Source organism: Pedobacter jeongneungensis, from assembly GCF_039538295.1.
Taxonomy (GTDB): Bacteria; Bacteroidota; Bacteroidia; order Sphingobacteriales; family Sphingobacteriaceae; genus Pedobacter; species Pedobacter jeongneungensis.
Genome location: NZ_BAABBY010000015.1, coordinates 43,102 through 55,877, shown reverse-complemented (window position 1 = coordinate 55,877; position 12,776 = coordinate 43,102). Strand labels below are relative to the sequence as shown.

Here is a 12,776-nt window from a genome sequence, read left to right as displayed (position 1 = left end):
TACATTAAGCATTAAACGGGCCCGGTTAGTCACGCAGTTAATTTGTGCGCCAAGCTGGCTGATATTGGAAGAAAAATGATTACCCCCCTTGGCGTCTTCCACTATTCAACGGAAAAAAGTTTTCAGGCGTTATCCCTTTTGCTTAACTTAGTAAAAGATAAACGCCTAACCATCAAATTAATGAACACTCACAAAAATGCACTTGTGGCATTGGGAATATCCCTTGCCGCTTTCTCAACATCTTATGCACAGAACCACAAAACGAGTAGCTTGGATTCTGCATTATTGGTTGCCGGACAAATCCCCGGGGAAAAATTCAGGGAAGTGGTATTCGCCGATTTCTCTAAACTGCTGCTCACCGATATGAGTGCGGGAAAGCCACTCAATTTTACAACTATCACCATCGATAAGCCAAGTGCAGAGATCAACTATGCCATCCGTCCAAAAAAAGTACCGGGTTTTTTGAGCCTGAATGTAAAAGGCGGATCCGAAAGTGGGATCATACAGCTGCTCAAAGACCAGAAACCGGCAAAAGGATTCAGTGCCAGCGCTACATGGTCGCAAATGTTTCGGCCGATCTATTATTATGAGCCAGCCGATAAATACCGGATGCTCTCTGATATACAACATGATTATGATGAACTTTATGTCAGCAAAGAATTAGTGGAACGGATACAGAAACTGAACAAACTTATCGACTCCAGCCAGACAACATTGGACCTCTATTACCAAAAAAAACAGGACAATGTAGAAAACATCCGCCGCGAACTTCCGGATTACCGGGAACTGGTTGAAAAGCGCGATGCACTTCTCGCGGATGCAAAGAAACGGAAGGCCAAATTGGACAGCTACTATGATAAGGCCAAATGGTCCTTTCGTACCTTATTCTGGGTATCGGTTTCCCAGCAGGCGGGGGGGCTGAAATTTTACCGTTACGATGTGACCGATGTTGCAAACATGTACCACCCCGAGGTCACCAGCAATACCTTTCAGAGTACCGGAACGCTCAATGTGTTTTTCACCGGAACACATAAGGGATGGGAAAGCAGTATTGCCAGGAACCTGCTACTGAGCGTAGGCGGGTCGCTGGGTTACTACAACAATTTTGATGAGCTAAATTCTTCTGATCTCAAGGAAAACGTTAAGGTAGGGCCTACCGATGCGGCCACGACATACGCAAAATCCAATAGTTATACCGTTTATTCAGGCGCATACAGGGAATACCATGCCGGCCGGGTCTGGGCAGAAGGCTACAAAATGTTCGGAACCAGCGGTAGCATTGGTCTTAGGCTGAAGTTCCTCCGTGACATCCCCTATGAAAACATCCCGAAGGCCCAGAGTAACCTGGAAACTGGATTGGTATTTAACTCTATCAAAAAATCAGACCAGACAGCCAAAATAAGCTTTGAAGTGTTTTATTCTTTTTTTGATCTTGGCGGCAAAAACTTAAAGCCGGAAGAGTCAGGGGAAAAATTCTATAAACGGAGTCAGGTCGGCATCAAGACTGCGATCCCTTTTAATTTTTAGGATGAGGTTTTATTAACACCTGTATCGGACGGAGAGTAAATAGATGAGTATGTTCGCATTACCTATTTTAAAAAAAACGACCAGGAGCTGTCCAGTCCCCCAGTTAAACGGGTTCTTCGTCACTTTTAGCGAAATCCATAATTAAATCAAATAAGAAATCTTGGCTATTGATAAATGATTTGTGTAAGCAATTGATCGCTTGCACAAGTCATTTATTCATTATGTCAAACCCTCTTCCTTAAGAAATTTTTGAAGTAAGTAGAAATATTCTAAACTCTGTTTATTATGTTCGTCGAGTTCAGTTGCTATATTCAAAAGGCATATAGGGTTCGGAGAAAGCTTTCCTTCAATTATTACCCGGCACAAAAAACATAATCATATTCTATAAAAATAACACACCATAATCCTTTTATCCCTTCCTGTCAGGAACAGCAGCAGCATCGTTCCAGAACAAAAGATACAGCATATGGCCCAGCCCAAAGGGGACAGCCAAAAAACAATAAAAGAAAATAGAACTTACTGAGCGTACCGGAATTAACTCTGCATACGATTTTCGCTTTAACATCCTCACCTAATCGACCCGATGGTTTCCTGGTTGCAATCTCTGTCTTGTCTTTACTTTTTGTTGCCATTTTTCTATTTTAATGACAAGCTATAGCAGTACGAGACATACACTTTCACCGAAATACCCACATAGTATTAATTTAATTCTAAATATAAACACTTATAAAATCATCCGCATCGATTGGTAATACAAGCTAAATAAGGCAGTTAGGATGCGGCTACTAGAATGAACATTTCTCATGATCAAAGTTATTTTTGGTTATTATTGATTTTGTTTTGTATTAATCATACCTTGGCTTAAATTAAATTTAAAAAGACACTACTTACTATGAAAATCTACAAAACATTATTCTTTGCCGGGCTTTTATTAGCCTCAAAGCTAACTTCGGCACAAATTGTGACTGGTCAGTGGCAACCTGTTGCCCCGAATGACGTCCAGCCCCTTAGCCCTCTTCCCCAGGAAGGCCTATTTGGTTTCTACCAGGAATGGAATGGTACGGGTAACCTTGTACTGACCTATGGGAATCATTCTACAAAGGCTTTGAATCTCAAAAAAACTACTCCAAGCGGTGCAAATGACAGGATTAAATCGATGGTACTTCAAGGCCCACTGAGTAATACTCAAATTGTGGTATTTGATAACCCCGATGGACAAACGGATGACGATTATGCTGTTATTAAAGTAGAAGGGACTTTACCTCCGGGAATCAGGGTTGTAATTCCAAGCTTCGATATTGGTGCAGCACCTGGCGTTTTCTGGGACGGTGGTAACGGTAACCGGGTTGTTGAATATTTTCACTACCACAATGGCTTAGATGGTAAAATTTCCCACATAAGCAGAGCAGTGGGACAATAAAACTTTATAAATTATTAAAAAATCACTATTACATTCAGCTAATAGTGATTTTTTAGCTTAGATTTATATGACTAGGGTAAAAGTGTTCTATCACAGAACATGAGACCATTACTACATTGAGTTTTGACGTCAATATCTTTTGAAATTTTGGCCTACTGCGTATTTCAGTGAAACTGGTCAGTGCGTTTTGGGCCAAACAGTACGCGGATTTGACTGCCGGGCAATTGCCTAAATTGTTCCTTTCCCTCTGAACGCATAGGATCGCCAACCTCAAATTTCTCTCCTCGTGTAAGTTCCTGCTTTAGCGGAGTTCAATAGGACATCAGATCCTTTCCACCAGGTCAGCAAACATAGTACAACTCCAGCTTCTAATTTGAGGATGTTCCAGTTCAGTTCCGGCCAGTGCAGGGGCGCCGTTCACGTTCCATTCTTACCGATCTCTAATCTCCACTCCTGATCAACAGTTTCCAGTGCCCAACCCCGACTGTTCTTAGTGAACATTTCAAAATCCCCATCATGAAAGGAATCCATAAACAACAGGCACTTTCCCATCCCCCGGCACAAGAAAAATAAAATCTGTACCTAAACAAAAAATCCCTTCCATAACTTATTATCCTTGTATCCTTCCCCATCAGGGACAGCAGCGACATCGTTCCAGAACAAAAGATACAGCGCATGGCTCGGCCCGCAGGGGACAGCCAGAAAACAATAAAGGAAAATAAAGTTTATCGCATAAATGAAACAAGCTAAAGCGTAAATCCCCCAACCTCATAAACCTAATGATTTCGTACGATTTCCAACACTAAAAAACCAACCGCTCCAGCAAGAAGAAAAACCTAATATAAAGCCATCACTCCCATCTAATCCTTCCTCAATACCTTCTACACCTCCACAGTGGCAAACCCTGTATTTTTCGAAAAGTTCATATTACACACCAAATTCCCAATAGTCATTATAGATTGAAATATTGCAAATTCACCACCTTGTAAAGAAAAAAACTTTTTTCCAGAGCCGGTCCCATCCGGCAAATTTTAAGTATTCCCTTTGCGATTAATTGCCCAATCAATTGGCCCTTGCTTGATATCGACCAACAGTATTCTCTTATTAAGCTTTGTAAAAAGGACAGGTAAACCGTCCAGAAATCCGCGGCCTGCCACATCAATCCCGACAGTGAGGACAACAAAGCAGTCAAAATTGGCGAGACTGCAGGTAATGATGTGGAGTATATTTACTGCGAGGTTAGCATTCAGTCTTTTCTTAAGGTCGGCAATCTCACTGGGGCTGACATTAGCTGCCATAGGAAAGTTATTCGGGAAACCTATAAAAAGGGTTCTTTTTACCGCTTCGGTTACATCGGGATTATATTTTAGATCAAAAACCTCCGCGGGGGAAATTTCGAACCCGGCACTTAGTGCCGAGTTCAGATCTAGTTGTAACTCGTTTATTTGAATAATGTCCATGTTGTTGGAAATGTAGAACTGGTAATATTATAGCTGGCAGGATTTGCAAATGTTAAACGGGAATTATTGATAATATACTCAAAAATAGTATAATCACCTGTCTGCATGCCTTTTATGGCGGCTGCGACAAGCCGATGATGCCCTTCGGTCATTGTAACAACATCATTATACACAAAACCTCCTCCTCCGAGCTTAGGAGTGAGCTTGAAATCCGCGCTGTTAAACTCTGCAAGGTATTCATCAACCTTTGCTTTATAGATAGGATTGGCCTTTGATGCTGCTACGTTGAATCCATCTATTGTCTCAGATATCGTCTTAGGATCAATTGCTCTCTGGAGCCCCTCACTACCAACCGCATAGCTGGTGTTGGTAGAGTTCCATATTGGGGAGTTATTGAAACTGAACGCATTTCTTCCCGCCGAGACAGCCAAAAACGAAAAAACATAATATACGTAAATTATAGAAGTGCCAGACATCACAACCATAATTAAGTTTTCTGCCTCTTGCACGCCACATTCATTACATCCATTACCGGCACCATTATTCCCATTTGGAATATTATTGCTAAATTGCTTTTATCTAACCAAAACATATCCTCATGAAAAACCCTATTTCGTGCATCTTTATAGATGATGAACTTACCGCGATCAACATTCTGGAAGACTTCGCCTCGGAAATGCCCAGGCTCAAGGTCCATAGGACATTTACAAACCCGGTAGAGGCACTGAGCGAGATCAGCGGGGAGCCCGACAGGCAGCTGATCTTTATGGATATCGATATGCCGTCCATGACCGGCCTCAGGCTGGCTGACAACCTGAAGTACAGCCCCCACAAGATCATCTTCACTACCTCACATGCCGAACATGCGATCGCCGCATTCAAGGTCCGCGCGAAACACTACCTGTTAAAACCATTCAACATCGGAGATTTTGCGGAAGTGGTGAACGAGGTCATCAGTGAATACTATGACAGCCAGATACTGGTACGGGGCAACCGCAAGGCATTCTTTCTGCGCACTAACGGGGAACGCGGCAAACTGATCAAAGTATTGAAAAAAGATATCATCTATTTACAGGGTTCCAATAACCATGTGCACATCTATACGCCCGAAAATGACTATTCGGTCTACATGACCATAAAGGAAATGGAGGAGCTTTTGGACACTGACCGCTATTTTTATAGGGTACATAAATCCTATATCATCAACACCCGGTTTGTACGGGAGATCAACGGGCATACGATCGATCTCGGGAAATATGAAGTGCTCATGACCCCGCAGTACAAACAGGCCTTTATGGATGAGGTATCAAAGGATACCCTGACCTCAAAGCGGCTTTAGGCTACCCGCTACCCTGTCTGACTGAGTGGTGACAGTTGTGATAATGGTTATCGTAGTTGTAGTCGGATCACTGGTCTCGGGAACATTACCGCTGCTGGTCTGCCTGCGGAAAATGAACACGGTTTTCCTGCTGGATTTTATGTCGTTAATTCTTTTCATGGAGGAAAACTAGCCCGATGAAAAAGGCAAAAAGAGCAACTTACGCCAAGCGCCTCCCGCCCGTGGTAAAATGGATCTTTAACTCAAGTAACAAAATGAAAAAATGGCTTAAAACCAGCCGCTGGCATATTCTGGGCTGGCTGATATTTATAGTTTACGAAAACCTTGTGGTAGCCCTGACGGTAAAATCACCACTACCTTTATCTGTTTATATAACCCATTATGCGATCAACATCGGACTTTTCTATTTCCATTGGTCAATGCTACGCAGACTGCTACCGCTAGCCGGACATTATCGCTTTCTGCTTTTTCCGTTGGTATTAGCTGAGCTGATTATTTATCTATTGCTGAATAACCTGGCCAGCCACCTGACTCCTACACCGGCAAAGGCCATATCCCTCGCAGGCCTTGCGAGTAATTGGAAATTCGTTTTTGCAACTTTCTGGAGGGCAATATATTTTATGCTCTTCTCTACCGCCTACTATTTCTTCAGCGAATACATCAGGCAGGCAGGGCGGACAGCAGAACTCGAAAAGGATGCAGCAGCGAAAACAATCAGGGAAAAACAAACAATGCTCGAACTTGCCGAGGCCAGGAATGCAAACCTGAAATCTCAGATCAACCCTCACTTTCTTTTCAATACCCTCACCTACATCTATAACAGTACCCACAGAACAGAACCTCGTTCGGCCGAGGCGGTAAGGTACCTGACCAAACTGATGCGTTATGCACTGGAATGTGAACATGGTCCGGAACTGATGCCGCTAGAGGCCGAGATCAGACAGGTAGAACACCTTCTGCAACTCAGCAGGATCAAGCAGCCTAATCTTTTTATCGACTTCAGCTATGATGAAGGGGTGGAAAAAACTGCCATTATCCCCCTGGTACTCCTCAGCTTGACGGAGAACATGGTCAAGCACGGCAACCTGAGCATACCCAATGATCCGGGCAGGATAAACCTCGCGATAAATGAAGGCTTGCTTAGGGTCGAAACGGTAAACCTGATCAATACCGGGCTTAACGACAGCGGCTTCCACACCGGCCTCAAGAATATTGAAAAACGGCTGTCCCACACCTACGGTGAGCGTTCGGAGATCAGCTATGGCATAAAGGATGATTACTTTAACGTGCAGATCAGTATCAGATTGTCAGAAAGGTAGTTCAATGCCCTCCAATATAGGTAAGCCAACAAGCACAATATAAAGGACAAGTCAAATCAACGGTGATTATTAAAAGTGATTTTGGGCATTATCAATAGCGCGTGAGCGGGTGCAGCGGCATCCTTTTGGAACAAAAGATACAGCGAAAGACGCGGTCCCTCATGGACACGCCGAAAAAATTAGAATAAATCAGAAGACTCATGAACAAACATCGCATCTAGCACCGGTATTAGACCAATTAAAAACAAACAGATGTGAAAGCACTGCCACCAACTACCAATACAACTGCAACAAGTGCAGTAAACAATACAGATTTGATTTTTGAAAATTTCATAATATGGACCGCTTGTTTGCTATTGAAAAAGCGGACGAAAAAGTTTGGTTTTTAAGGTTATGTTTATATTCTGTTGGCCATTTGGCCGTTTAAGGTTGCCATCGGCCAGCTGCTGCCCTTTGGTTTATTTTATGGTTTATGCTGTGCCTGATGCCTCCTTTCTTTTCAGATGAAGCGTCAGTGCCGAGAACGCAATAATAGACAGACAGGTATTGACAATAAGGTGCTGCCCCAGCTCATTTTTTCAAAAAGGCCGGCACAGGCACAGGGGCGCTTGGGAAAATATCCGAAATAAATAAGTGCGACGTATATGGTAAAACTGACCAAAAGCAGCAGCGAGCTGACGTAGGCATACTCGCGCCATTTCGGGCGAAAAAATAACAGTCCTGCGCCAAGTTCAACGATCGGAACGGCTGGCACCATTATTTTCAGGACCGATCTGGGAAAAATCTGCAGGTACATGCTGTGCCAGTAGGATTTATAGTCTACCAGTTTATCAAGGCCGGTATAAAGCCACAAGAGTACCAATAGACAGGTCATGGCTTCAAGTGTGATCATCCGGCGTTTTTCAGCTTTGGAAATTGGTTGTGGGATGAGTCCGGTATTTTCTCCCAACAGCAGGATTGTGTTTTTCATGGTTTATAGATTTGGTTAGGGGTACCTATGATGGATTCCTGATACAAATCTGTAGGGAATAAAGCAGGGATTTTCCGACAAATGTCAGGAAATGAAAAAAGTTTGCGGCAAAAAGTTGGTACTTACCTTATCCACAACCTTATCGTTCAACTAGCACGTCTTTCTTTCAAAATAAGGAATATGGCATAAAACCTACTTTTGAAATTGTTGAAATTATGTATAGCTTAGAAAACTAATATCTAAATTATGTATATTCCTATTCTCTCAATCGTTGGCGATTTATCACGAGGCGAAAAACTCCGAAACCAAAAGCCTGATTGCAATAATGCAATCTTATAAGTTAATTTAGTTGGCAGAAGAAGAGAGCAGATCTCTAACAATATCACAAACCAAACTGAAAACCAACCATACATGCTAGAATCCAGTATTGAGCTTTTGAAAAGCCTTGACCTAAAAGGGGTTGTAACTGACTACATAGTCGAAAAAATCTTAGATAAAGGTGTTCAAAAAACAAAGCATTTATTTAATACCCATTTGTCAAATGTGGAGAAACTTAGCGGCCCACCCCCTGACGAATACGAAACTTTTTTAAAAACATATGACCTATCAGTATCTGAAGATATTGTAATGCAACATGTGGTTGCAAATCTGAACGCTGCATCCATATGGAGTAAAGAAATCAACTTCAACTTATCCAAAAGATCAAGGGATCTTGAAAAGATTTTTGTAGACATTGATCTGTTTCTTTCTCCTTTGAGACATAGATATAGTGCTGACGAAGAATTGGAAACAATAAAAAGTTCACGAATAAAAAAGTATTTAAACAAAAATATTTTGATTTATGGTGGACCTGGTGCTGGAAAAACAACACTCATCAAAAACATTTGTAACTCGCTGTTGTTCGAGCCAAGCGAGGGAAAATTTTCCTGTCCAATACTAATTAGATTTAGGGAACTTGATTATACAAGTTATGAAGATCCAGAGCGGCGAAACCTTTTCGCGATATTGATTGACGCTTTCGGCATTGTTATAAAATATCCAGAAAGTAAGATCACAAAAGTTTTCAATCAAAATATTCAGTTGATGAAACTCGCTGTAATCGAGTTTCTAGAGCAAGGGCGGATTCTTGCAATATTTGATGGTTTTGATGAAATTCCCGACATGGAACTTAAATCATTGATTGAAAGAGATTTCGAGGCGCTGGCATTAGGCCTTAAAAATTCAAAATTTATACTTACATCGAGAAATGGGGATTTCAATCTCAGTCTAACAAATACCCATACCTTTGAAATATGCCCTTTGAACGATGCACAGATTTTGAAGTTGACACACAATTGGCTAAACAATAAAACAGAGGCCAGGAATCTCTATGAGAAAATCAAGAGCTCTCCATACTATGATACCACTTTACGCCCATTGACACTCTCCCACCTCTGTGCAATTTATGAGCGAAGAAAAATGATCCCGGCAAAACCACGGTATATTTACGATCTTGTTATCCAGTTATTATTGGAGCTATGGGATGAACAACGTGGAATTGTCCGTCCTTCTGCCTATGCAGATTTTTACATTGAGAAGAAAAAAGAATTTCTGTCACACTTATCTTTTCTTTTCAGCTATGAGATGAAATTAACTGTATTTTCGAGTGGAGATTTAAAGGAGTGTTACGGTAAAATTTATAGACGACACAATCTACCAGCGAATCAGGCAAAAAAAGTAGTCAACGAAATCGAGAGCCATAGTGGAATCATAATCCAAAACGGATTTGATAGCTTTCAATTTTCACATAAGTCTCTCCAGGAATTTCTAACTGGAAAGTACCTCTTTTCAATGGCTGGCTTACCGGATATCGAAATTATGAAAGCATTGCCCAATGAAACGGCGATAGCTATCGCTTTGTCTGGTTCACCTAATGTTTTCTTTCAGACTTTTTTAATCAAAAAAGCAGAATTCAAAGATCCTTTTTGGTCAGTTTTCTTAAATAGGTTAATTGATGAGAAACCTGATTTTTCGGATGACCCCATAGTACTGGCCTTCTTTCTAAATAAAATTCATGATCAGCCATATTCTATATTTTTAGATTCTTTAAAGGCGCTAATCCACGGTACAAATATCAAAATATGTTTTCCAGCGTTCTTTAGAAAATACAAAAAGCAGGTTGACTATATTGGCAATATTTCCTACGAGTATAAAGAACTTAACGTAGCAGTAGATCGAAGAGGTTATCTGCCTGGTCAGCTTCAGGTAAGCAGCGAGCTCGATGAACTCCTTAATACTCACAACAGATAGGTTTTAAATGTTTGTGTCATCCCAGATAATCGGGAAGATAGAAACGGGAACTACTCTATTAAAAGGTCACCTCAGAAATTCTAAAATGACAGATAAAAATGCGTTCATGTTTTTATTCTTTTTACCCAAAGAGCTGCTGAACCTATAACCTGTCGGTATATTACTTGGATAAAACAAATCTTAGTCAGAGCATGTCCGATATCAAAAAACATCAGGCAACCTACCACTAAACCATATCAAGGACAAAATATAGGTCATTTATGAGTAGAACTAAAATACAGTATATAATTGTCCAAAAAACGGAAGCGGACAACATCATCACCGCAAATTACAATTTCGAGCAACGCATCCTCGACAAGCTCCGTTACTATCCACAAGATCTTTTGCAGTTTAGATTAAATTTCGATTATTTCAACTATGTCAAAACCCATGATCCTAGTGGGATGCAGGTACTTCTATTTAGTGTATCGGATCTGATGGACAAAAAATGGGAAGACCATTTCTTTACTGCAATGAAAATGCTTGATCGGGTATGTGTATTTTTTTTTAGCAAAGAATGTCAGGCGGAGCTCCCAATTATAATATCAAGGCTGAAAAAATCTAAAATTGAACATTTTTACTACTCTTTATATGCCAATAACGAACTAGTTAATATTGAAAGAGAACAAAAATATTTCATGGATTACCCCGATTTCTTCGCACTGCTGCGACGTGATGCAACTAAATTGGCTAAACAGGTAGGCAAAAGCAATAGATTGCTAAAAAACATACGATTAACCATTCCTGAATCTATATCAAATGTAGATGGTTATTATGAATTTCGCCCTTTAGTGTCTAATGTTCTCAACATTAATATTTCAGAAGGCTTAAGTTTCCTTTCTCACCATTTTGATTGGGGTAAAGCCCCATTAGAGAACCGACAGGAAATGATTCTCGAATCTGTAACTGAACTCGACGGTATACATCTGGAATGGGGAAAAGACAATCAGATCAATGAGCGTTGGGCACTACCAACACTAATCCTAGTTTTTCCTTACCATAACCCCCTTTTCAAGAAAATGCTTGATCATGGAAATGATGAATCAATCCGGCAGATCCTTCTGGCCGAACAGCAGGATGACTATGTGTTCACGGTAAAGAAAGTAAAAAATGTTATAGTTGACGAAGAATTCCGGGATGAAACCGCAAATTTTATGATTAAAACACAATTGGAAAACATTGATGGAATCTGCCATCTCCATTCGACATTTATGTTTTCACCGTCGATACGTTTTCCGATAAGAAGCTCCATAGTCAACCTCGAACTCTCCCATTTCGGTTTGGGGCAGAAAAATGGTATCCGTACGAGTAAAACAAGACATAAACCAATATTAAAACTAGGGAGAAAACTACAGGAGGTTTATCTTAAGCCCGAGCTTGAAAAATACCTGAGTAAAAGAAACGGCCAAATTTTGGCTATTTCGGATCTCCCAATCGAATGGATGCTCGTGCATGGCGTTCCCCTTGGATTCCTTTGTGATGTATGTAGAATTCAGACCTCCAATATGCAAGGGTTGCTCAACAATTATTCTGCCTACAGCAAGATCGTTCTCACGCTTGGTTCAAAGACAGTGAGCAATACGCTTGTTATTTTCAGTTCTTTTGATGAGGATATGACAGATTTCAAGGATTCCTATAATATGGCCATGTTATATCAGAAAAACCATGGGTTTAAGATAGCCTTTGCTGGAGATGCAACCGAAATTAAAAAACATATTCAGACGCACCGTCCGCAAATATTAATTTTTGACTGCCACTGCAATTATGATGCAGCGACAGCAAACTGTTACCTTCAAATTGGAGGAAAGCAAATTTATCCCCGACAGATTGTTGAGCACCAGATCGCCGCTCCAATCGTTTATTTGGCATCCTGCAATACAAACCCGAACTATGACAACATCGAAAAACTACACGATGCCTTCTTCCAATCCGGTGCACTTAGCGTTACTGGAACCTTTTTACCCCTTGACATGCTAAAGGGTACATTTATCTATTTGCGGATGCTTGCACTTTTGAATTCTGCCAATGAACGGCGGGTATCTGGTAATTGGCTTCATTTTTTAAGTTTTTCAATACGAACGTCGCTAATCTGGGAAGCACGGTTAAAATGTTATCAAAAATTAAACCGGGAACTCACGGAAGAGGAGGAGAGAAAATTTATCAGCATTTTAGAGCGCCTTCACAGGTTTGAAGATAGAGCAGGAGTATTCAACGATCTCATAAATCAAGGAATTAGGCTCTCGGACAAAATCAAGTTAACATTAGAAGACACAAATATGGAATTTATGTATTATAGCCACTATGGTAGGCCGGACCTGATCAGGTTCAAGGACTAGCGGGATACACTCCTTATCGCCAGCGCGTGAGCGGTTGCAGCGGCATCCTTTTGGAACAAAAGATACAGCGGAAGACG

9 protein-coding genes are annotated in these 12,776 nt (G+C 41.0%); 6 read left to right on the top strand and 3 right to left on the bottom strand.

Translation table 11 applies throughout. The features are described from left to right. The first annotated feature begins 180 nt into the window (after positions 1–180). Together ABD769_RS22830 and ABD769_RS22825 are read left to right on the top strand one after the other, a co-directional pair. Positions 181–1,527: a hypothetical protein gene (locus tag ABD769_RS22830; RefSeq protein ID WP_344853669.1), complete on the top strand. Its 1,347-nt coding sequence runs from the start codon at positions 181–183 to the stop codon at positions 1,525–1,527. Between the two features lie 892 nt (positions 1,528–2,419). Continuing rightward, positions 2,420–2,947 (top strand): hypothetical protein, encoded by a 528-nt coding sequence (locus ABD769_RS22825; RefSeq protein ID WP_344853668.1) that lies wholly within the window; start codon positions 2,420–2,422, stop codon positions 2,945–2,947. Positions 2,948–3,978: 1,031 nt separating this feature from the next. Here ABD769_RS22825 and ABD769_RS22820 read toward each other — a convergent pair. Further along, complete coding sequence (locus ABD769_RS22820) at positions 3,979–4,407, bottom strand: hypothetical protein (RefSeq protein ID WP_344853667.1); 429 nt, start codon at positions 4,405–4,407, stop codon at positions 3,979–3,981. Continuing rightward, on the bottom strand, positions 4,389–4,883 hold the full coding sequence (locus ABD769_RS22815) for a ParB N-terminal domain-containing protein (RefSeq protein ID WP_344853666.1): 495 nt from the start codon (positions 4,881–4,883) through the stop codon (positions 4,389–4,391). The genes ABD769_RS22820 and ABD769_RS22815 overlap by 19 nt, the downstream gene beginning before the upstream one ends. A 122-nt stretch (positions 4,884–5,005) precedes the next feature. Here ABD769_RS22815 and ABD769_RS22810 point away from each other — a divergent pair, with 122 nt between their 5' ends. Beyond that, on the top strand, positions 5,006–5,746 hold the full coding sequence (locus ABD769_RS22810; protein WP_344853665.1) for a LytR/AlgR family response regulator transcription factor: 741 nt from the start codon (positions 5,006–5,008) through the stop codon (positions 5,744–5,746). A gap of 176 nt (positions 5,747–5,922) precedes the next feature. Beyond that, positions 5,923–7,065, top strand: coding sequence for a sensor histidine kinase (locus ABD769_RS22805; protein WP_344853664.1), 1,143 nt, complete (start codon positions 5,923–5,925; stop codon positions 7,063–7,065). Positions 7,066–7,576: 511 nt separating this feature from the next. Here ABD769_RS22805 and ABD769_RS22800 read toward each other — a convergent pair. Beyond that, positions 7,577–8,035: a MauE/DoxX family redox-associated membrane protein gene (locus tag ABD769_RS22800; RefSeq protein ID WP_344853663.1), complete on the bottom strand. Its 459-nt coding sequence runs from the start codon at positions 8,033–8,035 to the stop codon at positions 7,577–7,579. A 411-nt stretch (positions 8,036–8,446) separates the two neighbouring features. Here ABD769_RS22800 and ABD769_RS22795 point away from each other — a divergent pair, with 411 nt between their 5' ends. Together ABD769_RS22795 and ABD769_RS22790 are read left to right on the top strand one after the other, a co-directional pair. After that, positions 8,447–10,324 carry an NACHT domain-containing protein gene (locus ABD769_RS22795; protein WP_344853662.1) on the top strand — a complete coding sequence of 626 codons (1,878 nt, stop codon included), beginning with the start codon at positions 8,447–8,449 and terminating at the stop codon, positions 10,322–10,324. 260 nt (positions 10,325–10,584) lie between these two features. Further along, positions 10,585–12,699, top strand: coding sequence for a hypothetical protein (locus ABD769_RS22790; RefSeq protein ID WP_344853661.1), 2,115 nt, complete (start codon positions 10,585–10,587; stop codon positions 12,697–12,699). Positions 12,700–12,776: the final 77 nt, after the last annotated feature.